We start from the raw sequence: 24,089 nt of genomic DNA, 5'->3' as shown, positions 1-24,089 counted from the left end.
CCGAAGCACTCGCCTCGCCGACCCAGACGCACCCCACCCCGCCGCCGGCCCGCCGCCCAGGGGGTGCAGTCGCCCCACCCGACACGACGTCCCTACGCCGGCCAGCCGCCGTACGGGACGGTGATGAGTTCCATCGCGTGGCCGGCCGGGTCCATGAAGTACACCCCGCGGCCACCGTCGTTGTGGTTGATCACGCCGGGCTGCTTCCGATGGGGATCGGCGTAGTGCTCGATGCCGCGCTCCCTGATCTTCGCGTACGCCGCGTCGAACTCCTCCTCGGAGACGAGGAAGGCGTAGTGCTGCGGCGTGATCCGGTCGGCGGGGATCGTGGTGAAGTCCAGCGTGACGCCGTTGCTCAGGTCGACGGCGATGAACGGGCCCCACTCCTCGGTGATCTCGAGGCCCAGGAGGTCCGCGAAGAACTGCGCGGATTCCCGGTTGTCACGGGCGTGGACGATCGTGTGGTTCAACTCGACGGGCAAGGATTGCCTCCGGGGCAACTCCTGACACCTCCATGCCTCACCCGGACGGCGACCGGCACGCGATGTCGCCCGACATCCTAGTCGCCCCGGTCAGGAGGGTCATCGGCCGTGCCGGTCCGGGGTGGGTCAGAGGCTGCGGGCGGTGATGTCGCCGTAGGAGGTGGTGGCGCGGATGGTGAGGGCGGGAGTTCCGTCGTTCTTGAGGGTGTTGGTGACGCGGCCGTAGGCGGTGCCGGCGTCGAGGGTGGCGGAGACGCCGGTGGCGGCGCCGACGGTGATGTCGCCCTTCTGGGTGGTGAGGGCGAGCGTGCCGCGGGTGGCCTCGGTGATGCGGATGTCGCCGCGGGCGGCGGTGATGTCGGCGGAGCCGGTCAGGCGGCCGACCTGGACGTCGCCGTCGGTGGCGGTCAGGGTCAGGTCCGCGGCCTCGTCGATGACGATCTCCCCGTAGGCGCCCTGGAAGGTGAGGTCGCCCAGGCGTCCGGTGGTGCGGAGTTCGGTGGCGGCGGCCTGGGCCTCGACGCGGGAGCCTGCCGGCAGCTGGACGGTCACCTCGATGGAGCCGAGGCCGTTGCCGAGAACGCCGTTCTTCTTCTTGGGGACCTCGATGCGCAGGACGCCGTCGGCGTAGGTGACTTCGGTCTGCTCGGCGGTGTTGACGTCGCGGCTCTTGGAGGGGTCGGCGGGGAGGACGTCGACGGTGGTGTCGGTGCGGTCGGAGGCGATGAGGCGGATGCGGCCGGCGGGGACGGTGAGGGTGGTGACGATCGCGGCGGCGGTGGCGAACTTCTGCACGGTGCTGCTCCCTGGTCGTGGCGGGCGGTGGTCCGCCGCGCTCTTTCCGATGAGGGAAAAGCTACGTTGCGTTCGAAGGTCCGGCAAGCACTTCATTGCGTGAAAACCCTATATTCGCAGGTCACTTACGGGATTTCATTGCAATGGTTCTGGATCTAACGCAACAACAGCCCGACAGTACGTTGCAATGGATTGTCGGTGAACGCCATGGCGGGCAGGTCCGGGGTCCGACCTGTCGTCGCGGAGCGGATTCCTGGCAGACTGGCCGGCCGTCCGCCGAAGGAGTACGAGGAGTACCCCGTGTCGATGATTCACCGCCTGCGCACCGCCGTCCGCCGGACCTACCGGCGTGCCGTCGACCTCAGTCACCCGGCGCGGTCACCGCTCGGCAGCGCGGTGGTCAACTGCGTCGTGTACCGCGACGGCGTGCTGCAGGAGGGCGTGCGCTCCGTCGAGGAGGCCGTGCGGCGCGTCCGCACGGCGGGCGACGGGTTCGTGTGGATCGGTCTGCACGAACCGGAGGAGAAGGAGTTCGCGGGGCTGGCCGAACTGTTCGGGCTGCACCCGCTCGCGGTGGAGGACGCCGTCCACGCCCATCAGCGGCCGAAGCTGGAGCAGTACGACGACGTGCTGTTCGCCGTCTTCAAGACGGTGCGCTACGTGGAGCACGAGGAGCTCACCGCGTCGAGCGAGGTGGTGGACACGGGCGAGCTGATGGCCTTCACCGGATCCGATTTCGTCATCACCATCCGCCACGGAGGGCACGGTTCGCTCGGCCCGCTCCGCGAGGCGCTGGAATCGGAGCCCGAGCAGCTGGCGAAGGGGCCCGCCGCGGTCCTGCACGCGATCGCGGACCATGTCGTCGACGACTACCTCGCCGTCGTCGACGCCGTACAGGACGACCTCGACGCGATCGAGACGGCCGTCTTCTCCGAGCAGGGCCATCGCGGTGACGTCGGCCGGATCTACCAGCTCAAGCGCGAACTCCTCGAACTCAAGCGGGCCGTGACACCGCTGGGCCGTCCCCTCCACCGCCTCGCGGTCGAGCCGCTCCCGATGGTCGCGGGGGAGATACGCGCGTACTTCCGTGACGTGGCCGACCACCTGGCGCGGGTCACCGAGCAGGTCGCCTCGTACGACACGCTCCTGGACTCGATCCTCCAGGCCCATCTCGCGCAGGTGACGGTCGCGCAGAACGAGGACATGCGGAAGATCACCGCGTGGGCCGCGATCGTCGCGGTCCCGACGATGGTCTGCGGGGTCTACGGCATGAACTTCGAGCACATGCCCGAGCTGCGCTGGACCTACGGCTACCCCACGGTCCTCGGTGTCATGGCCCTCGCCTGCTTCGTCATCCACCGGGGCTTCCGCCGCAACGGCTGGCTGTGACCCAGGGGGTCCTGCCGCCAGGCGCACAGCGCCCCGGGGCCACCTCGGGTGCCGGCGTGGTGGTTCGCCCGGTGGGGACCGCGCGATCCTGTTCATCCGTACAAGATCATCCGAGGGGGTGCCGGCACTAGCCTGCCCAGGGATCACCGACACCGCGACACCCGGGGGAATGAAGCATGTTCACCGTCCTCTCGTCCGACGGCACGTCCGTGGCCTGCGAGCGGTACGGGGGGAGTGGACCGGCGCTGGTGCTCGTCGGCGGTACGTTGATGCCCCGGGCCCGGCACGCGCCCCTCGCCCTGGCGCTCTCCCAGGACTTCACGGTCTACAACTACGACCGCAGGGGCCGCGGCGACAGCGGCGACCATCCGCGGTACGACGTGCGGCGGGAGATCGACGACCTGGACGCCCTGATCGAGCACGTCGGCGGTCCGGTCCTGCTCTTCGGGATGTCCTCCGGAGCCGTCCTGGCGCTGGAGGCCGTGTCCCGGGGCAGCGAGGTCTCCGCCCTCGCCCTGTACGAGCCGCCGTTCGTCGTCGACGGGTCCCGCCCGCCCCTGCCGGCCGACTACGTCTCCCGCCTCGATGCGCTCCTGGCGCGAGGCGACACCGAGGCGGCCCTCACCCACTTCCTGACGGCCGGCCTGGCCATGCCTCCGGCAGCCGTCGACGGCATGCGGCACACGCCCGTGTGGGCGGCGTGGCAGTCCGTCGCCCACACCCTCCCCTACGACGGCCGGCTCATGGCCGGCCTCATGTCCGGACTCCCGCTGCCCAGGGACCGATGGTCCGGCGTGACGGTCCCGGTCCTCGTCGCCCACGGCGACGCGGGCGAGGCCTCCATGGCCCGGGCGGCGAGGGAACTCGCCTCCCACGGGGACAACTACACCCTCCGCACCCTCCCCGGCCAGACCCACGACGTCGACCCCCACGCCCTCGCACCCGTCCTCACCGCGTTCTTCACCGGGGTGTGACCGGCGGCTGCGCGCCGCCGCCCGCTCCGGTGAGCGCGCGGTGAGCCCGTGGTGAGGGGGTGCCGTCACTCTCGTGGCCGTCGGCGGGCGTCCGAGGCCCGGCCGCGAGGACGAGGAGTACGTGATGGGCACGCAGGAGAACGTCATCCGCACGCGGGAGTTCGCGACGGGTGCGCGGGACAACGGGGCGGGCGCAAGGGAGAACGGGGCGGGCGCGGGGGAGGACCGGGTGGGCGCGCGGGAGAGCGCGAGCGGGGAGGTGGCGGCCGGCGCGCTCCGGGGCAGGACCGCGCTCGTGACCGGTGGGTCCCGGGGGATCGGCCGGGCCATCGCCCTGCGGCTCGCCGCCGAGGGGGCCCTGGTCGCCGTCCACCACGGCGGCAACACCGAGGCGGCGGAGGAGACCGTCGCGCGGATCGAGGCGGCGGGCGGCCGGGCCTTCGCCGTGCGGGCCCGGTTCGGTGACGACGGCGCGGTGGACCGGCTGTTCGAGGGCCTGGTCGGGGGACTCGGGGGACGCGGTCTGGACATCCTCGTCAACAACGCCGGTATCGGCTCCGGCAGTTCGATCGCCCAGGTGTCGCCCGAGGAGTTCGCCAGGCTGCTGGCCGTCAACGTCGTCACACCGTTCTTCGTGATCCAGCGGGCCCTGCCGCTGCTCAACGACGGCGGTCGCGTCATCAACATGGGCTCGACGGCCAGCCGGTTCGCGGTGTCCACCCAGATCGGGTACACCATCAGCAAGGCGGCGATCGAGTCGATGGCCCCGTCGTTGGCCAACGAACTCGGCGCACGCGGCATCACGGTGAACACGATCGCGCCCGGCGCGGTCCGGACCGACATGACCGCGGGCTACACCGCCGTCCCCGAGGTCGTCGCCGGACTGGAGTCGATCACCGCGCTCGGCCGGATCGGTGAGCCCGAGGACGTCGCGGACGTCGTCGGCTTCCTCGCCGGGCCGCAGGGACGGTGGGTGACCGGCCAGACCATCGACGTCTCGGGCGGGACCTACCTCGGCCCCCTCGCATGATCGACGCTGGTGGATAATCGCCTGCATGCGGTTCTCCATCCTGGGCGAGACCCTGGCGCGGCACGCCGACGGAACCGTGGTTCCGCTGGGCGGTCCGGCGCGTCGCGCGCTGCTGGCCCTGCTGCTGACGAGCCCCGGAGAGGTGGTGTCGGCCGACCGCCTCGCGGAGGAGATCGCCCCGGGCGGTTCCGTCTCCGCGCACGCGCTGCAGGCGCAGGTGTCCCGGCTGCGGGCGTCCCTGGGCCCGGCGGCGATCGAGCGGGCCGGAGCGGGCTATCGCGCCGTCGTCGATCCGGACGACGTCGACGCCTGCCGGTTCGAGCGGCTGGCGCGCGAGGGCAGGACCGCGCTGAGCGAGGGCGACGCCGCACGCGCGGTCGCGCTGCTGCACGAGGCGCTGGGGCTGTGGCGGGGCGCGCCCCTGGCCGACATCGCCGGGAGCCGGTCGGCCCAGGCCGCCGTGGCCCGTCTCGAGGAGGGCCGGCTCGGGGCGCTGGAGGACCGGATCGAGGGGGAGCTGCGGCTCGGCAGGAGCCGGGCGGCCGTCCCCGAGCTGCGTGAACTGGTCGGCCGTCATCCCCTGCGGGAACGCCTGGCGGGACTGCTGATGAGGGCGCTGTTCGCCGAGGGCGGGCAGGCCGGGGCGCTCGTGGTGTTCGAGGAGACCCGACAGCACCTGGCCGAGGAGCTGGGCGCCGATCCCTCGGCCGAACTGGTCGCGCTCCACCGGGAGATGCTGAGCGTCGACCCCTCTCCCTCGCCCGTCGCGCCGCCCGCCCCGCTGACGTCCTTCGTCGGCCGCGCCGGAGAGCCGGACGAGATCGCCGGGCTGCTGCGCGTGGCCCGTCTCGTCACCCTGACCGGACCCGGCGGCGTCGGCAAGACCCGGCTGGCGGTCGAGGTCGCCGCCGTCGCCGACGATGACGTGTGCTTCGTGGAGATCGCCCCCGTGCGCGACGGCGCGGACCTGCCGCAGGTGGTGCTCCGCGCCCTGGGCCTGCGCGAGAGCGGGCTCCAGCCGGGCGGCGGCGGCCGGACGCCCGTCGAGCGCCTGATCACGGCCCTGTCCGACCGGGTGCTCCTGCTCGTCCTGGACAACTGCGAGCAGGTCGTCGACGAGGTCGCGGCCCTGGCGGCACGGCTGCTCGCGGCCTGCCCGCGGCTGCGGGTCCTGGCGACCAGCCGGGAGCCGCTGGCCGTCATCGGCGAGAGCCTGTGGCAGGTCCGGCCCCTCGACGACGCCGCGGCCGTACGGCTGTTCACCGACCGGGCCGATGCCGTGCGGCGCGGAGCGGCCGCCGACCACGGCAGCGTGCGGCGGGTCTGCGCGGCCCTGGACCACCTGCCGCTGGCCATCGAGCTGGCGGCGGCGCGGCTGCGCACGATGGACCTCCACGACCTGGCGGGGCGGCTCGACGACCGGCTGGGGATGGCCACCGCCCGGAGCAACCGCACCGCCGACGAACGGCACCGCACCCTGCGCTCCGTGGTCGCCTGGAGCTGGGAGCTGCTCTCCGCGTCCGAGCAGCGGGCCGCGCGACGGTTCACCGTCTTCGCCGCGGGCGCGACCGCCGCCGCGGCACGGCAGGTGTGCGCGTGCGACGGCGAGACGCTCGAGTCGCTCATCGACAAGTCGCTCCTGGAGTTCGCGGACGGCCGCTTCCGCATGCTGGAGACGATCCGTGCCTACGGCGCCGAGCAGATGGAGGCGGCCGGCGAGGCCGACTCCGTACGGGATGCCCACGCGCGCCTCGTCCTGGACCTCGTCAGGACCGCCGATCCGCATCTGCGCCGGGACGAGCAGCTGGAGTGGCTGGGAGTGCTGGCGGCCGAGCACGGCAACCTGCTGGCGGCCGCGGGCTGGGCGGCGCGTTCGGCCGCGTGGGAGACGCTCCTCGGCCTGCTCTCCTCGGCCTCCACCTCGCTGTGGATCCGCGGCCTGCCGGCCTCGGTCGCGCCCCGGGCGGCGGTGCTGCTGGACGCCCTCGGCGACCGGGTCCCGGACGGACTGGGCGAGGAGTACGCGGCCTGCGTGCTCCTCGCGGCGGCCGGGCCCGACGGGCCCGCGCTGTGGCGACGGCACCGGGTGCGGGCCGAGCGGGCCCTGGACGCGGCGTGGCTCGGCGCCACGGCCGGCCGCCACCCGGCCGTCCTGCTGCCGTGGATGATGCGGAACGCCACCGAGGGCGACCCGGGGCGCGCGTTCGCACTGGTCTCCGCCCAGCTCGACGGCCCCGACCCCTGGCTCCGGGCGCTCGCCCGGTACGTCTCCGGGTTCGCGCTCCTCGGCGAGGGCGACACCTCGGGCGCCGAACGGGCCTTCGGCACGGCGGTCGAGGGCTTCCGCTCGGCCGGCGACCGGTGGGGCCGCGCGCTGGCCCTGGACGCCCTCGCCGGTCTGGCGGGCGCGAGCGGCGACCGCCCGACGGCCCTCGCGCTCACCGACGAGGCCCTCGCGCTCACCGAGCAGCTCGGTGCCCTGGAGGACAGCGCCGACCTCCTGGTCAACCGGGGCGACCACGTCGTCGGCGACGACGTCCGGGCGGCCGGCACCGCCTACGCGCAGGCCGCGGCCCTCGCCCGTCGCGCCGGCAGCTCCACCTGCCTGGCGGCGGCCCTGCGGGGCCTCGGCGACATGGCCCTCCTCGACCAGGACCCCGCCGAGGCGGAACGCCTGTACACCGAGGCCCTGGAACGGACCGACCCGCACTGGGCCAAGAGCACGGGAAACCGGGTGCGCACCCTCGCCGGGCTCGCCCGCGTCGCCGAGACCCGCGGCGACCGCACCACCGCCGCGGCGCGCTACCGCGAAGCGTCCGACGCCGCGGCCGCCGTCCTGGGCGATGCCGACCGGGATTCCCTGCGCATGCTGGGCCTGCCCGAAGCCGTCATCGACGCGGTGAGTCCGCGGTGAGCCCGCGGTGAGCGGTTCCGTCGATGGTGTCGCCCATGAAGAACAACAGCGTCCTCATCTCCGGCGCCTCCGTCGCCGGCCCCGCACTCGCCTACTGGCTCCACCGCCACGGCTTCGCCCCGACGATCGTGGAGCGCGCGCCCGCCCTGCGTGACGGCGGCTACGCCGTCGACTTCCGGGGCGAGGCGCACCTGTCCGTCCTCCGCCGCATGGGGATCCTGGCCGACCTGGAGCGCGTCCGCACCGGAACGGGCTCCATGTCGTACGTGAACAGCGCGGGCAAGCCGGTCGCCGAACTGCCCGCCGACCTGTTCGCCGGGGACCTGGAGGTCCTCCGGGGCGACCTGTCCCGCATCCTGTACGACGCCACCGAGCAGCACACCGAGTACCTCTTCGGGGATTCCGTTACCTCCCTCCACGAGGACGCCGACGGGGTGACCGTCACCTTCGAGCGCGCCGCCCCGCGCCGCTTCGACCTGGTGATCGGCGCCGACGGGCTGCACTCCACCACCCGGCGCCTGGCGTTCGGGCCGGAGGAGCGGTTCGTGAAGCACCTCGGGGTCTACTGCGCGATCTTCACCACCGACAACCACCTCGGGCTCGACCGCACCGGTCACGCCCACCGCACCGGGGGCAGGCTGGCGGCGATGTACAGCGCGCGCGACAACACCGAGGCCAAGGCCGTGTTCTACTTCGCGTCGCCGCTCCTCGACCTCGACCGGCGCGACGTACCGCGCCAGCAGGCCGTCCTCGCCGAGCACTTCGCCGGCAGCGGCTGGGAGAGCGACCGCCTGCTCGACGCCATGCGCCACGCCACCGACTTCTACTTCGACTCGGTCGGCCAGGTCCGCATGGACAGCTGGACGCGCGGCCGCGTCGCGCTGCTCGGCGACGCCGCCTGCTGCCCCTCCTCCCTGTCGGGCATGGGATCGGGACTCGCCCTCGTCGGCGCGTACGTCCTCGCCGGAGAACTGGCCGCCGCGCACGGCGACCACCGCGTCGCGTTCGCCCGCTACGAGCGGGAGATGCGTGCGTACGCGGAGGGCTGCCAGAAGATGGGCGACGGCGTCGCCAGGCTCATGGTCCCCGGCAGTCGCACCGCCGCCGCGCTCCTCAACCGCTACTACCGGGTCATGCCCTATCTGCCGGGCAAGAACATGGCCGCCAAGATCGCCCGCAAGGCCGCGGAGAACATCACGCTGCGTGACTACGGGACGGTCGCCGCGGGCTGATCCGTCCCCCCTTGGCATGCGGTGTCCGTTCCCGGGTAGCCGCCGGGCATCCGGTACCCCGCAACGGTCGGTACCCCGTCATTCGGGAGGCAGTCTCCATGGGCAAGCTGAAGGGCAAGGCGGACCAGGTCGAGGGCAAGGCGAAGGAAGAGATCGGCTCGATGACCGACGACAAGAGCATGGAGATGAAGGGCAAGGCGCAGAAGGTCAAGGGACGGGTCGAGGAGTCCACGTCGGACGCCGCGGCGCGGATGCGGAGGATGGGCGAGAAGAAGAGGTGACCGGCGCCCGGCGCGGCGCCCCCGGTCGGGCCCGTCCTCGCGAAGGAGACGTCAGTCAGGAGCTCGATCCGGGACGTCTCCACCGGCAGGCGCGGGGGACAGCGCCCCCACACGGAGCGCGCGGGACCGCCGTACGGGGGACAGCGCCCCCACACGGCGCGCGGGACCGCCGTACGGGGGACAGCGCCCCCACACGGCGCGCGGGACCGCCGTACGGCCAGTTCTACGCCGAGGCCCGGCGCCGTGACCCGCACGGCCGGTCCTCCACGAACAAGGCCGCACTCACGCGCGCACTCGGCAGCTGACGCGCCCCCGGCCTCGGCTCGCCGGGGCCGGTTTGCGTGAGAACTGCAACTGGCTGTCAGTAACTTGCGATGCTTGCGCTAGTCTTGCGTGTATGACGCGACGACTTGCTCAGGTGGCGAAAAAGGTGGGGGTCAGCGAGGCGACGGTCAGCCGTGTCCTCAACGGCAAGCCGGGGGTCTCCGAGGCGACCCGGCAGTCGGTGCTCACCGCGCTCGACGTGCTCGGCTACGAGCGGCCCACCCAGCTCAGGGGCGAGCGCGCCCGGCTCGTCGGACTCGTCCTGCCCGAGCTGCAGAACCCCATCTTCCCGGCCTTCGCCGAGGTCATCGGCGGCGCCCTCGCCCAGCAGGGGCTCACCCCCGTGCTCTGCACCCAGACCAAGGGCGGCGTCTCCGAGGCCGACTACGTGGACCTGCTCCTCCAGCAGCAGGTCTCCGGAGTGGTGTTCGCGGGAGGGCTCTTCGCCCAGGCCGACGCCCCGCACGACCACTACCACCAGCTCGCCGAGCGCAACATCCCGGTCGTCCTCATCAACGCCTCCATCGAGGGCCTCGACTTCCCCTGCGTCGCCTGCGACGACGCCGTCGCGGTCGAGCAGGCCTGGCGCCACCTGGCCTCGCTCGGGCACGAGAAGATCGGGCTGCTCCTGGGCCCCGTCGACCACGTGCCCTCCGGGCGCAAGCTGCAGGCCGCGCGCGGCGCGGCCGAGGCGGCCGGCACCCCGCTGCCCGACGAGCAGATCGTGCGCTCGATCTTCTCCCTCGAAGGCGGGCAGGCCGCCGCCAACGGCCTGCTCGAGCAGGGTGTCACGGGCATCGTCTGCGCCAGCGACCCGCTCGCGCTCGGGGCGATCCGGGCCGCGCGCCGGCGCGGACTGCGCGTCCCGCAGGACGTCTCGGTCGTCGGCTTCGACGACTCCGCCTTCATGAACTGCACCGAGCCGCCGCTGTCGACCGTCCGCCAGCCCATCGAGGCGATGGGGCGGGCCGCCGTCGAGCTGCTCTGCTCCCAGATCCAGGGCGTCCACTCCCACCCGGGCGAGCTGCTCTTCGAGCCCGAGCTCGTCGTCCGCGGCTCCACGGCCCCGCCGCCGGCACGCTAGGGCCTGTCCTTCGGATCAGCCCCCAGCGGGAGCGCCGTACCGCTTCCTCCTCAAAGGCACCGTTTCCTGCCGTCGTCCGGACGGCTCGGCAAGCGGTGCCTTTGTCATTTCCTTGTCCGTTCCGTTGACATGCTCGTCATCCTGGAGAAATCTGTGCCACCAGTAATCGCAAAACATTGACTGATTCACTCAAAAGATTGCGAGTCACTGTGTACGGACGACGACTGGCGATGGGGTGGCTGATCGCGGCCCTCATCGCCCTCGGGCTGCTGCCCGTCCCCGCGCAGGCCGCCGCCGCGGCCGACGCCGACCTCGCGCTCGGCAGACCCGCCACGGCCTCCGGCGCCCTCGGCGCCTATCCGGCGTCCCACCTCACCGACGGCAGCCAGGCCAGCTACTGGGAGGGCCCGGCCGGCGCCTTCCCGCAGTGGGCGCAGGTCGACCTCGGCGCCGCCGTCCGCGTCGACCGCGTCGTCCTCAAACTGCCCACCGGCTGGGAGGCCCGCGACGAGACCCTCTCCGTCCTCGGCTCCACCGACGGCAGCGCCTTCACCCCGCTCGCCGCCGCCCAGGCGCGCCGCTTCGACCCGGCCGCCGCGAACGCCGTCTCCCTCACCCTGAACGGCGGTCAGGTCCGGTACGTACGCGTCCAGATCACCGCCAACACCGGCTGGAGCGCCGCCCAGCTCTCCGCCGTCGAGGTCTACGGCGAGCCCGGCACCGTCGAGCCGCCCGTCGGCGGCACCAACCTGGCCCGGGGCAAGGCGATCGAGGCGACCTCGGTCACCCAGACCTACCAGGCCGCGAACGCCAACGACGACTCCACCTCGACCTACTGGGAGTCGGCCGGCCTGCCCGCGAGCCTCACCGTGAAGCTCGGCGCGGACGCCGACGTCCAGGGCGTCGTCGTCAAGCTCAACCCCGACCAGGCCTGGGGGCCGCGCACCCAGTCCTTCGAGGTCCTGGGCCGCGCCGCGGGCGCCACCGCCTTCACCACCCTCAAGGCGCGTGCCGACTACGCGTTCAGCCCGTCGTCCGGGCAGAACACCGTGACCGTGCCGGTCACCGGCCGCTTCGCCGACGTCCGGCTCACCTTCCAGACCAACACCGGCGCCCCCGGCGCCCAGGTCGCCGAGCTCCAGGTCCTGGGCACCGCGGCCCCCGCCCCCGACCTCGTCGTCACCGACCTCACCTGGACCCCGGCCGCCCCCAGCGAGACCGACGCGGTCACCGTCCGGGCCACCGTCCGCAACGCCGGCACCGCCGCGGCCCCCGCCTCCGCGCTGAACGTCAGCGTCGAGGGCGCCGTCGCGGGAACCGCCCAGGTCGCCTCCCTCCCGGCCGGGGCCTCCGCCACGGTCGACGTCCCCGTCGGCCGCCGGTCCGTCGGCGCGTACACCGTCTCCGCCGCCGCCGACCCGGCCAACGCGGTCGCGGAGCTCGACGACACCAACAACAGCCGCACCGCCGCCTCCAAGCTGACCGTCGGCCAGAGCCCCGGCCCCGACCTCATGGTCACCGGCATCACCGCCAACCCCTCGGCCCCGGCGGTCGGCGCGCCCGTCTCCTTCACGGTCTCCGTCCTCAACCGGGGCACCACCGCCGTACCGGCCGGCACCGTCACCCGCCTCACCGCCGGCACCACCACCCTGAACGGGACGACCGGCGCCGTCGCCGCGGGCCAGAGCGCGACCGTCGCGATCTCCGGCACGTGGACCGCCACCACCGGCGGCGTCACCCTGACCGCCACCGCCGACGCCACCGGCACCCTCACCGAGACCGACGAGACCAACAATGTCTTCAGCCGGTCCCTCGTCGTCGGACGCGGGGCCGCCGTCCCCTACACCGAGTACGAGGCGGAGGACGCCCGCTACCAGGGCACCCTGCTCACCGCCGACCGGCTGCGCACCTTCGGACACACCAACTTCGCCACCGAGTCCTCGGGCCGCCGGTCCGTCCGGCTCGACGCGAACGGGCAGTACGTCGAGTTCACCTCGGTCAACCAGGCCAACGCCCTCACCGTCCGCAACTCGATCCCGGACGCCGCCGCCGGCGGGGGAGCCGAGGCCACCCTCAGCCTCTACGCCGACGACGTCTTCGTGCAGAAGCTGACCCTCTCCTCGAAGCACAGCTGGCTGTACGGCACCACCGACGACCCGGAGGGCCTGACCAACCGGCCCGGCGGCGACGCCCGCCGGCTCTTCGACGAGTCGCACGCGCTGCTCAGCCGGTCCTACCCGCCGGGCACCCGGTTCCGGCTCCAGCGGGACGGCGACGACCGGGCGTCCTTCTACGTGGTCGACCTGATCGACCTGGAGCAGGTGGCCCCGCCGACGCCCCAGCCGGCCGGCTGCGTCTCCATCACCGAGTACGGTGCCGTGCCCAACGACGGCATCGACGACACCGACGCCCTCCAGCGGGCCGTCACCGCCGACCAGAAGGGCGAGATCGGCTGCGTCTGGATCCCGGCCGGACAGTGGCGGCAGGAGCAGAAGATCCTGACCGACGACCCGCTGAACCGCGGGCAGTACAACCAGGTCGGCATCCGTGACGTCACCATCCGCGGCGCCGGCATGTGGCACGCGCAGCTCTACACGCTGACCGCGCCGCAGAACGCGGGCGGCATCAACCACCCGCACGAGGGCAACTTCGGCTTCGACATCGACGACAACACCCAGATCTCGGACATCGCCATCTTCGGCTCCGGCACCATCCGCGGCGGCGACGGCAACGCCGAGGGCGGCGTCGGGCTCAACGGGCGCTTCGGCAGGAACACGAAGATCAGCAACGTCTGGATCGAGCACGCCAACGTCGGCGTCTGGGTCGGCCGCGACTACTCCAACATCCCCGAGCTGTGGGGGCCGGGCGACGGCCTGGAGTTCAGCGGCATGCGGATCCGCGACACCTACGCCGACGGCATCAACTTCGCCAACGGCACCCGCAACTCCACCGTCTACAACTCCTCCTTCCGCAACACCGGCGACGACGCCCTCGCCGTCTGGGCCAGCAAGTACGTCAAGGACACCTCGGTGGACGTCGGCCACGACAACCACTTCCGCAACAACACCGTGCAGCTGCCGTGGCGGGCCAACGGCATCGCCGTCTACGGCGGTCACGGCAACACCATCGAGAACAACGTGGTCTCCGACACCATGAACTACCCGGGGATCATGCTGGCCACCGACCACGACCCGCTGCCCTTCACCGGGCAGACGCTGATCGCGGGCAACGCGCTGTACCGCACGGGCGGCGCCTTCTGGAACGAGGACCAGGAGTTCGGCGCCATCACCCTCTTCGCGCAGGGGCAGGACATCCCGGGCGTCACCATCCGGGACACCGAGATCCTCGACTCGACCTATGACGGCATCCAGTTCAAGACGGGCGGCGGAGCCATGCCCGACGTCCGGATCAGCAACGTCCGCGTCGACGGCACGGTCAACGGCTCCGGGCTCCTCGCCATGAGCGGGGCCCGCGGCAGTGCCACCCTGACCGGGGTCACCTTCGCGAACACGGCCGAAGGCGACGTCCTCGTCGAACCCGGCTCGCAGTTCGTCGTGAACCGCGGCTGACCTGCGCCGATCACCGCCCGGAACGGCGGTCCGCACCCCGCGGGCCGCCGCTCCGGCATGCCCGCGCACGGCATCTGACGCCTTCTCAACTCACCCCGCGCAACCGGTAGACGGTCCCACGATCCTCTGGAACTCTCTGAGCGTCCCGCGCAAAGAATCGACATTCAAGCGCGATTTCTGGACGCCATCCCCCCATGCAGAGATCGAGGAGCGATGAGGATCCGCAACTGGAGATCACGGTGCCTGGGCGCCGCGATCGCGACGAGCCTCCTGGCACTGGGCGGTCCGCTGATGACCGCCCACGCGGCCGGCGGTCCCAACCTGGCCCTGGGCGACACCGCCGCCGCGAGCACCGCGCACGCCGAGTACGGCGCCGCGAACATCACCGACGGCAACCAGGGCACGTACTGGCAGAGCTCCGGCTCCGCCCTCCCGCAGTGGGTGCAGGCCGACCTCGGCACCGCCACCCGCGTCGACGAGGTGGTGCTCAAGCTCCCGGCCGGATGGGAGAGCCGCAACCAGACGCTGTCCGTGCAGGGCAGCGCCGACGGCACCGCCTTCACCACCCTGAAGTCCTCGGCGACCTACGCCTTCACCCCGGGCGCCGGGAACACCGTCACCATCGCCTTCCCGGCCGCCCAGGCCCGCTTCGTACGGGTCGACATCACCGCCAACACCGGCTGGAGCGCCGCCCAGCTCTCCGAACTGGAGGTGCACGGCGCCGACGGCACCTCCCCGAACCTCGCCGCCGGCAAGACCCTCACCGCGAGCAGCAGCACCCAGACCTACGCGGCGGCCAACGCCAACGACGGCAACCGCGCCACCTACTGGGAGAGCACCGGCGGCGCCTTCCCGCAGTGGCTCCAGGCCGACCTCGGCGCCGCCCTCCGCGTCGACCGGGCGGTGCTGCGCCTGCCGGACGGCTGGGAGAGCCGCAGCCAGACCCTGAAGATCCAGGGCAGCACCGACGGGACGTCCTTCACCGACCTGACCGCCGCCCAGGCGTACGCCTTCGACGCGGCCGGCGGACGCAGCGCGACGATCACCTTCGGCGCCACCACCACCCGGTACGTCCGCGTCCTCGTCACCGCCAACACGGCCCAGAACGCGGCCCAGTTCTCCGAGTTCGAGGTCTACGGGCCGACGACCGGCGACACCCAGGCGCCGACCGCCCCCGCGAACCTGGCCTACACCGAGCCGGCCTCCGGCCAGATCCGGCTCACCTGGACCGCCTCCACCGACAACACGGGCGTCACCGGATACGACGTCTACGCCAACGGCACCCTGCTCACCAGCGTCGCCGGGAACGTCACCACCTTCACCGACACCCGCCCGGCGAACCAGACGGTGTCCTACCGGATCAGGGCCCGCGACGCGGCCGGCAACCAGTCCGGCGACTCCAACACCGTCACCCGGACCGCCGACGCCGGCGACACCCAGGCGCCGACGGCCCCCGCGAACCTGGCCTACACCGAGCCGGCCTCCGGCCAGGTCCGCCTGACCTGGACGGCGTCCACCGACAACACGGCCGTCACCGGCTACGACGTGTACGCCGACAACGTCCTGCGCGGCAGCGTCGCCGGGGGCGTCACCACCTACACCGACACCCAGCCGGCCTCCGCGACCGTCACCTACCAGGTGCGGGCCAAGGACGCGGCCGGCAACCAGTCCGGCGCGAGCAACAGCGTCACCCGCAACGGCAGCGGCGGCACCGGCTCCAACCTGGCCGTCTCCAAGGCGATCAGCGCCTCCTCCACGGTCCACACCTTCGTCGCCGCCAACGCCAACGACAACAGCACGGCCACCTACTGGGAGGGCGCGGGCGGCAGCTACCCGAACACCCTCACCGTCAAGCTGGGCGCCAACGCCGACCTCGACCGGCTCGTCCTGAAGCTGAACCCCGACACGTCCTGGGGCGCCCGCTCCCAGACCGTCGAGGTCCTCGGCCGCGCCCAGGACGCCACCGCGTTCACGAGCCTCGTCGCCGCGAAGAGCTACGCCTTCGACCCCGGCGGCGGCAACCAGGTGACGATCCCGCTCACCGCCCGGACCGCCGACGTGCAGCTCCGGATCACCGCCAACACGGGCGCCCCCGCCGGTCAGATCGCCGAGTTCCAGGTGATCGGCGTGCCCGCGCCCAACCCGGACCTGCGGGTCACCGGGCTGACCGTGTCGCCCGCCTCGCCGGTCGAGTCGGACCCGATCACGGTGAGCGCCACCGTCCGCAACGACGGCAGCGCCCCGGCCCCGGCCAGCAGCCTCGCCGTGCGGCTCGGCGGCACCAAGGTCGCCACCGCCGCGGTCGGCGCGCTCGCCGCGGGGGCCCAGACCACCGTCACGGCCGCGATCGGCGCCCGCGACGCGGGCTCGTACGAGCTGAGCGCCGTCGCCGACGAGGCGGACCAGGTCGTCGAGCAGAACGAGACCGACAACACGTACACCAGCCCCAGCGCGCTCGTGGTGCGGCCGGTGGACAGCTCGGACCCGGTCGTCGCCTCGGTGGGCACCTCGCCCTCCAGCCCGGCGGCGGGCGACGCCGTCACCTTCAAGGCCGTGGTCCGCAACCAGGGCACGGTCGCGACCGCGGGCGGCAGCCACGCCGTCACGCTCACCCTGCTGAACCAGCAGGGCGGCACCGTGAAGACCCTCAGCGGCTCCTACAGCGGCGCTCTGGCCGCCGGGGCGCAGACGGAGGTGAGCCTCGGCCCGTGGACGGCGGCGAACGGCTCGTACACCGTCCGCACGGTCCTCGCCGACGACGCCGACGAGCTGCCGGTCAAGCGGAGCAACAACACCGCCACCCAGCCGCTCTTCGTCGGGCGCGGCGCGAACATGCCGTACGACATGTACGAGGCGGAGGACGGTACCCCCGGCGGCGGCGCGACCGTCGTCGGCCCCAACCGCACGGTCGGCGACATCGCCGGCGAGGCGTCCGGCCGCAGGGCGGTGAACCTGGACGCGACGGGGGAGTACGTCGAGTTCACCACCCGGGCCTCGACGAACACCCTGGTCACGCGCTTCTCGATCCCGGACGCCCCGGGCGGGGGCGGGATCGACTCGACGATCGACGTCTACGTCGACGGGGTGTTCAAGAAGGCCCTCCCGCTCACCTCGAAGTACGCCTGGCTGTACGGCTCCGAGACCGCGCCGGGCAACTCCCCGGGCGCGGGCGGCCCGCGGCACATCTACGACGAGGCGCGCCTGATGCTCGGCGAGACCGTGCCGGCCGGCAGCCGGATCCGGCTGCAGAAGGACGCCGCGAACACCTCCACGTACGCCATCGACTTCGTCAACCTGGAGCAGGTCGCCCCGGTGGCGAACCCCGACCCGGCCGCGTACGCGGTCCCGGCGGGCTTCACCCACCAGGACGTGCAGAACGCCCTCGACCGGGTCCGCATGGACACCACGGGCGCCCTGGTGGGCGTCTACCTGCCGCCGGGGGACTACCAGACGTCGAGCAAGTTCCAGGTGTACGGCAAGGCCGTGAAGGTGGTCGGCGCCGGGCCCTGGTACACGACGTTCCGCGCGCCCTCGACGCAGGACAACACGGACGTCGGCTTCCGGGCCGAGGGGACGGCGAAGGGCTCGCTGTTCAAGGGCTTCGCCTACTTCGGCAACTACACCTCGCGGATCGACGGCCCGGGCAAGGTCTTCGACTTCGCGAACGTGTCGGACATCGTCATCGACGACGTCTGGAACGAGCACTTCGTCTGCCTGTACTGGGGTGCCAACACCGACCGGATCACGATCAAGAACGCGCGGATCCGGAACCTGTTCGCCGACGGCGTCAACATGACCAACGGGTCGACGGACAACCTGGTGACCAACAACGACGCACGGGCGACCGGCGACGACAGCTTCGCGCTGTTCTCGGCGATCGACGCGGGCGGCGCGGACATGAAGAACAACGTCTACGAGAACCTGACCAGCACGCTCACCTGGCGAGCGGCGGGTGTGGCCGTCTACGGCGGCTACGACAACACCTTCCGCAACATCCACATCGCCGACACCCTGGTCTACTCCGGGATCACCATCTCCTCCCTGGACTTCGGCTATCCGATGAACGGATTCGGAACCGGTCCGACGACCTTCGAGAACATCTCGATCGTCCGCGCCGGCGGGCACTTCTGGGGCGCGCAGACCTTCCCGGGCATCTGGGTCTTCTCCGCCTCGAAGGTCTTCCAGGGGATCCGGGTCAACCACGTCGACATCGTCGACCCCACCTACAGCGGGGTGATGTTCCAGACGAACTACGTGGGCGGCCAGCCGCAGTTCCCGATCAAGGACACCGTCTTCAGCGACGTCTCCGTCACGGGGGCGCGCAAGAGCGGTGACGCCTTCGACGCGAAGTCCGGCTTCGGCCTGTGGGCCAACGAGCTGCCCGAGTCCGGCCAGGGCCCGGCGGTGGGCGAGGTGACCTTCAACGGGCTCCGCATGAGCGGCAACGCCGTCGACGTCCGCAACACCACCTCCACCTTCAGGATCAACGTCAACCCGTAGTCCCAAGGCTCCTGTGAGGCCGGCGCGCACCGCTTCGGACGGTCGGCGCCGGCCTCACCCGCATGCGGTCCCGACACCCGGTCCCACATGCGGGGTTGCGCTGCACTGTCGACCATTTACGAAATCAGCGCGATATCTTGCGTTCACTTGTCGTCGGTGGTTGAGTGTGGCGCACCCCACCCACGCACCCGAGTTGGGGTGACCTCCACGCCCAGGCCCGAAGGGGACCACTCATGAGAAGTGCCCGGCTCCGCCGTACCCGCCGACCCGCCGCCGTCGCCCTCGTCTCCGCCCTCACGCTCACCGCCCTCGCCGCCTGCGGCACGAGCAGCAGCGGCGACAACGGCAACGGCGGGGACGGGGCGAGCGGGTCCTCCGACCCCTCCGCGCCGCTCGACCCCAAGACGAAGGTCACGCTCACCATCGACTGCATGCCGCCGGCGGCCAAGGCGGCCGAGCTCAAGGAGTGGAAGGAGGACGTCGCCGCGTTCAACAAGACGTACCCCAACGTCACCGTCGAGGGACGCTCCACCCCCGGCCAGTGCCTGGAGCCGCCGCGCTTCACCGCGATGCTCAAGGCCAAGTCCCAGCCGGACGTCTTCTACACCTACTTCACCGACCTGCCGCAGGTCCTCTCCGAGGACGGCGCCGCCGACATCAGCGCCTACGTCACCGACAAGAGCGTCCCGCTCCTCAAGGACATCGACCCCAACGTCCTCGGCTCCCTCAAGCAGGACGGCAAGCTCTACGGCCTGCCCACCAGCAACTACACGATGGGCCTGCTCATCAACCGCAAGCTCTTCAAGGACGCCGGCCTCGACCCCGACAACCCGCCGCGCACCTGGGAGGAGGTCCGGGCCGCCGCCAAGAAGATCGCGGCCCTCGGCAACGGCGTCTCCGGCTTCGGCGAGTACAGCGCCGGAAACACCGGCGGCTGGCACTTCACCGCGCAGATGTACAGCCTCGGCGGCGACGTCGTCGACGCGAGCGGCACCAAGGCCGCCTTCAACAACGAGCTCGGCAAGCAGGTCGCGAAGAACCTCCACGCCATGCGCTGGGAGGACGACAGCATGGGCAAGACCCAGCTGCTCAAGTGGGGCGACCTCCAGAAGCAGATCGCCACCGACAAGCTCGGCATGTTCCTCGCGGCCCCCGACGACATCGCGTACATGGTCCAGCAGCTCGGAGCGAAGTACGAGAACTTCGGCATGGGCCCGATACCCGGCGGCCGGAACACCCTCGCGGGCGGCAACAACTACATGGTCAAGAAGGGCATCTCGTCCGACAAGATCAAGGCCGCCGTCGCCTGGCTCAACTTCAAGAACCTCACGGTCGGCAAGGGCCAGTTCGACTGGGCCCGCACCAAGGCCGACGGCCTCCCCGTCGGCGTGCCGCAGCCCAACTTCTGGCTGAACGCCTCCAAGAGCACCGACGACGCGAGCCGCGTGCAGAACGCGACCATGCCGGTCGCCAACTTCAAGTCCTTCATGGACAACCCGGTCGCCGGCAAGGCCGAGCCGCCGAAGGCCCAGGAGGTCTACAAGGTCCTCGACAACGTGATGTCCGGCCTCCTCACCAACAAGGACGCCGACGTCGACAAGCTCCTCGCCACCGCGGAGACCCAGGTCAACCAGGTCCTGGCCAACCAGTGACCCGCCCGGGCGGCGGCGGACCGGCCCGGTCCGCCCCGCCCGCCAGCACCTTCAGCAGCGGCACCCCAGCACCGAGGAGCGACGATGCCGGCCCTCCGTACGATCCCGAGCACGGCGGGAGCGGACCCCCTCCCCTCCCCACCCCGCGAGGCGGCGCCCCGCCCGGCCGCCGGTCACCTCGCCAAGGCCGTCCGGCGCAACCTGACCGCCCACGGCTTCCTCATCGGCGCCGTCCTGTGCTTCGCGGTCTTCTCCTGGTACCCGATGGTCCGGGAGTTCCTGCTCGCCTTCCAGAAGACCGAGCGCGGCCGCAGCACCTGGGTCGGCCTCGACAACTTCCGCACGGTCGCGAACGACCCCGCCTTCTGGCAGGCCTGGGGCAACACCGTCCTCTACACCGCCTTCGCGCTCGTCCTCGGCTTCGCCGTCCCCTTCGTCGCGGCCCTCGTCATCAACGAGTTCCGCCACGCCCAGGGCTACCTCCGGCTCCTCGTCTACCTGCCCGTCATGCTGCCCCCGGTCGCCTCGGTCCTCCTCTTCAAGTACCTGTACGACCCCGGCTACGGGCTCCTCAACGAGCTCTTCGGGTTCCTCGGCCTGCCCGCACAGCAGTGGCTCCAGGACCCCGACATCTCCCTGCTCGCCGTCGTCATCGCCTCCACGTGGATGAACATGGGCGGCGCGACCCTCATCTACCTCGCCGCGCTCCAGTCGATCCCCGGCGAGCTGTACGAGGCCGCCGAACTCGACGGCGCCGGCCTCCTCCGCAAGATCTGGCACGTCACCGTCCCGCAGACCCGGCTGGTGCTCTCGCTGATGCTGCTCATGCAGGTCATCGCCACCATGCAGGTCTTCGTCGAGCCGTTCCTGCTCACCGGCGGCGCGGGACCCGAGGGGTCCACCACCACCGTCGTCTACCTCATCTACCAGTACGCCTTCAGCTTCAACAACTACGGCGCCGCGGCCGCCCTCGGCCTGATGCTGCTCGTACTCCTGGCCGGGTTCTCGGCCGCGTACGTCAAGCTCAGCCGCGCCGAGGACGAGTAGGACCGGGGAGACACACATGTCCACACGCACGCTCATCGCACCCGCCACACTCGCCCGGCCCGGAGGCAGGGCGGTCTACCGGATCGTCCTCGGCCTCGTGCTCGTGCTCTTCACCCTGGTCTTCCTCGGCCCCCTGTACTGGCTGGCGTCCAGCGGCTTCAAGGACGCCCAGGAGGTCATCCAGACCCCGCCCACCCTGATCCCCGGCACCTTCACCCCCGAGAACTACACCCGGGCCTGGGAGGTGATGGACCTCGCCACCCTCCTGTTCAACACCCTCTACTACGCCTTCGGCGCCCTCGCCTTCCAGCTCGTCCTGGACGTCGCCGCCGCCTACTCGCTCTCCAAGCTGCGCCCCGTCCTCGGCAAGGCCGTCCTCGGCATGATGCTCGCCACCCTCATGATCCCGGCGACCGTCCTCGTCGTGCCCCAGTACCTCACCGTGCTCGACGTGCCGATCGTGGAACGCAACCTGCTGAACAGCCCCTGGGCGATCTGGCTCCCGTCCGTCACCAACGCCTTCAACATCTTCCTGCTGAAGCGGTTCTTCGACTCCATCCCCAAGGAACTCCTCGACGCCGCCTCCATCGACGGCGCCGGACCCCTCCGGATCCTCCGGTCGATCGTCCTGCCGATCTCCCGGCCGATCCTCGGCGTCGTGTCGATCTTCGCCGTCGTCGGCGTCTGGAAGGACTTCCTCTGGCCGATGCTGACCCTCCCCGACCCCGGCAAGCAGACCCTCAACGTGGGCATCTACTCCCTGTCCAACGGGGTCCCCGTCAACATCCTCATCGCCGCCCTCACCATCGCCGCGCTCCCGACGCTCGTCGTCTTCCTGATCTTCCAGCGGAACATCATGAGCGGCCTCACCGCCGGCGGACTCAAGGGCTGACCCGCCCCACCCCCGCACCTCCACCGCACACACCCCTGCCCGAAAGGACCCTCACGTGGCAGCCCCCAACCCGTCCCGCACCGCCGACTGGTGGCGCGACGCCGTCATCTACCAGGTCTACCCGCGCAGCTTCGCCGACGGCGACGGCGACGGCACCGGGGACCTCGCGGGCGTCCGGGCGAGACTGCCCCACCTCGCCGAACTCGGCGTCGACGCCGTCTGGTTCACCCCCTGGTACGCCTCCCCGATGATCGACGGCGGCTACGACGTCGCCGACTACCGCGCCATCGACCCCGCCTTCGGCACCCTCGACGAGGCCGAGAAGCTCATCGCCGAAGCGGCCGACCTCGGCCTCCGCGTCATCGTCGACATCGTCCCCAACCACGTCTCCGACCAGCACGCCTGGTTCAGAGCCGCCCTCGCCGCGGGCCCCGGCAGCCCCGAACGGGCCCGCTTCCACTTCCGCCCCGGCCGCGGCGAACACGGCGAACTCCCGCCCAACGACTGGCCGTCCCAGTTCTCCGGCGACACCTGGACCCGCGTCCCCGACGGCGAGTGGTACCTGCACCTCTTCACCCCCGAGCAGCCCGACCTCAACTGGTCGCACCCCGACGTCCGCCGCGAACACGAGGACGTCCTGCGCTTCTGGTTCGAACGCGGCGTCGCCGGCGTCCGCATCGACTCCGCCGCACTCCTCACCAAGGACCCCGCACTCCGCGACTTCGTCGAGGGCGTCGACCCCCACCCGTACATCGACCAGGACGAGATCCACGACGTCTACCGCTCCTGGCGGGCCATCGCCGACACCTACGGCGGCGTCTTCGTCGGCGAGGTCTGGCTCCCCGACGCCGAACGCTTCGCCCGCTACCTCCGCCCCGACGAGCTCCACACCGCCTTCAACTTCAACTTCCTCGCCTGCCCCTGGGAGCCCGGGCGGCTCCGCGCCACCATCGACGACACCCTCGCCGAGCACGCCCCCGTGCACGCCCCCGCCACCTGGGTGCTCTGCAACCACGACGTCACCCGCACCGCCACCCGGTACGGCCGCGCCGACACCGGCTTCGACTTCGCCGCCAAGCGGTTCGGCACCCCCACCGACCTGGAGCTCGGCACCCGGCGCGCCCGCGCCGCCGCCCTCCTCACCCTCGCCCTCCCCGGCTCCGTCTACCTCTACCAGGGCGAGGAACTGGGCCTGCCCGAGGCCGACATCCCCCTCGACCGCATCCAGGACCCCATGCACTTCCGCTCCGGCGGCACCGACCCCGGCCGCGACGGCTGCCGGGTGCCCCTCCCGTGGGAGGCCGGGGCCCCCTCGTACGGCTTCGGCACCGGCACGGAACCGTGGCTGCCGCAGCCCGCCGACTGGGACCGCTACACCGTCGACCGGCAGAGCACCGAACCCGACTCCATGCTCACCCTCTACCGCACCGCCCTCGGACTGCGCCGCACCGTGACCGGCTTCGGCGACGGACCGCTCACCTGGCTCCCCGCCCAGGACGGCGTCCTCGCCTTCGCCCGCGCCCACGGCCTGACCTGCGTCGTCAACCTCTCCGACGCCCCCGTGGAGCTCCCCGCCCACGACGAGCTCCTCCTCGCCAGCGGGCCGCTCGACGCCGCGGGCGCCCTCCCGCCCGACACCGCCGCCTGGCTGCGCGCCTGAGCCGCTCCCGCCACCCCGAGAGAAACGAGAGCCCGCATGGCCCACCCGTACGGGAGGGCGACGGCGCTCGCCGCCGCCCTCCTCGCCCTCGGCGCCGCCCTCACCACCGCCCCCGCCGCGGGGGGGGGGGGGGGGCCGCCCCCCCCCCCCCCCCCCCCCCCCCCCCCCCCCCCCCCCCCCCCCCCCCCCCCCGCCCCCCCCCCCCGCCGCCCCGCGCCCCGCGCGGCGCCCGCCGGCGCGCCCCCCGGCGCGCGGCCCGCCGCG

The 24,089-nt window shown here is 72.1% G+C and carries 15 protein-coding genes; 13 read left to right on the top strand and 2 right to left on the bottom strand.

The features are described 5' to 3' along the window. Positions 1 to 92 precede the first annotated feature (92 nt). Together ACFV2S_RS02510 and ACFV2S_RS02505 are read right to left on the bottom strand one after the other, a co-directional pair. The gene (locus tag ACFV2S_RS02510) at positions 93 to 482 is read right to left on the bottom strand and encodes a VOC family protein (protein WP_385553498.1); all 390 of its coding nucleotides are present in this window, start codon (positions 480 to 482) and stop codon (positions 93 to 95) included. A gap of 126 nt (positions 483 to 608) precedes the next feature. Further along, positions 609 to 1,277 carry a DUF4097 family beta strand repeat-containing protein gene (locus tag ACFV2S_RS02505; protein WP_385553496.1) on the bottom strand — a complete coding sequence of 223 codons (669 nt, stop codon included), beginning with the start codon at positions 1,275 to 1,277 and terminating at the stop codon, positions 609 to 611. A 306-nt stretch (positions 1,278 to 1,583) separates the two neighbouring features. Here ACFV2S_RS02505 and corA point away from each other — a divergent pair, with 306 nt between their 5' ends. From corA to ACFV2S_RS02440, 13 genes are all read left to right on the top strand, one after another. Then, a complete protein-coding gene (corA, locus tag ACFV2S_RS02500; protein ID WP_385553588.1) occupies positions 1,584 to 2,666 on the top strand; it encodes a magnesium/cobalt transporter CorA in 1,083 nt (360 codons plus the stop codon). A gap of 176 nt (positions 2,667 to 2,842) precedes the next feature. Next, complete coding sequence (locus ACFV2S_RS02495) at positions 2,843 to 3,640, top strand: alpha/beta fold hydrolase (protein ID WP_385553494.1); 798 nt, start codon at positions 2,843 to 2,845, stop codon at positions 3,638 to 3,640. 124 nt (positions 3,641 to 3,764) lie between these two features. Further along, positions 3,765 to 4,670 (top strand): SDR family oxidoreductase, encoded by a 906-nt coding sequence (locus ACFV2S_RS02490; RefSeq protein WP_385553492.1) that lies wholly within the window; start codon positions 3,765 to 3,767, stop codon positions 4,668 to 4,670. A gap of 25 nt (positions 4,671 to 4,695) precedes the next feature. Beyond that, a complete protein-coding gene (locus tag ACFV2S_RS02485; protein WP_385553490.1) occupies positions 4,696 to 7,584 on the top strand; it encodes a BTAD domain-containing putative transcriptional regulator in 2,889 nt (962 codons plus the stop codon). 35 nt (positions 7,585 to 7,619) lie between these two features. Then, complete coding sequence (locus ACFV2S_RS02480) at positions 7,620 to 8,816, top strand: FAD-dependent monooxygenase (protein WP_385553488.1); 1,197 nt, start codon at positions 7,620 to 7,622, stop codon at positions 8,814 to 8,816. Between the two features lie 98 nt (positions 8,817 to 8,914). After that, a complete protein-coding gene (locus tag ACFV2S_RS02475) occupies positions 8,915 to 9,097 on the top strand; it encodes a CsbD family protein (protein ID WP_385553486.1) in 183 nt (60 codons plus the stop codon). A gap of 397 nt (positions 9,098 to 9,494) precedes the next feature. Continuing rightward, on the top strand, positions 9,495 to 10,505 hold the full coding sequence (locus ACFV2S_RS02470) for a LacI family DNA-binding transcriptional regulator (RefSeq protein WP_385553484.1): 1,011 nt from the start codon (positions 9,495 to 9,497) through the stop codon (positions 10,503 to 10,505). A gap of 230 nt (positions 10,506 to 10,735) precedes the next feature. After that, positions 10,736 to 14,074, top strand: coding sequence for a CARDB domain-containing protein (locus tag ACFV2S_RS02465; protein WP_385553586.1), 3,339 nt, complete (start codon positions 10,736 to 10,738; stop codon positions 14,072 to 14,074). 213 nt (positions 14,075 to 14,287) lie between these two features. Then, on the top strand, positions 14,288 to 18,574 hold the full coding sequence (locus ACFV2S_RS02460; protein WP_385553482.1) for a discoidin domain-containing protein: 4,287 nt from the start codon (positions 14,288 to 14,290) through the stop codon (positions 18,572 to 18,574). A gap of 233 nt (positions 18,575 to 18,807) precedes the next feature. Further along, positions 18,808 to 20,226: an extracellular solute-binding protein gene (locus tag ACFV2S_RS02455; protein ID WP_385553480.1), complete on the top strand. Its 1,419-nt coding sequence runs from the start codon at positions 18,808 to 18,810 to the stop codon at positions 20,224 to 20,226. 84 nt (positions 20,227 to 20,310) lie between these two features. Next, the gene (locus ACFV2S_RS02450; protein WP_383786953.1) at positions 20,311 to 21,273 is read left to right on the top strand and encodes a carbohydrate ABC transporter permease; all 963 of its coding nucleotides are present in this window, start codon (positions 20,311 to 20,313) and stop codon (positions 21,271 to 21,273) included. A gap of 16 nt (positions 21,274 to 21,289) precedes the next feature. Then, positions 21,290 to 22,165, top strand: a complete 876-nt coding sequence (locus ACFV2S_RS02445) for a carbohydrate ABC transporter permease (RefSeq protein WP_385553477.1) — start codon at positions 21,290 to 21,292, stop codon at positions 22,163 to 22,165. Positions 22,166 to 22,220: 55 nt separating this feature from the next. Next, on the top strand, positions 22,221 to 23,825 hold the full coding sequence (locus tag ACFV2S_RS02440; protein ID WP_385553475.1) for a glycoside hydrolase family 13 protein: 1,605 nt from the start codon (positions 22,221 to 22,223) through the stop codon (positions 23,823 to 23,825). Positions 23,826 to 24,089 lie beyond the last annotated feature (264 nt).

The sequence above is a fragment of the Streptomyces sp. NPDC059695 genome (assembly GCF_042733785.1).
In the GTDB taxonomy this organism is placed as follows: Bacteria; Actinomycetota; Actinomycetes; order Streptomycetales; family Streptomycetaceae; genus Streptomyces.
This window is presented reverse-complemented; position numbering and strand designations above follow the sequence as displayed.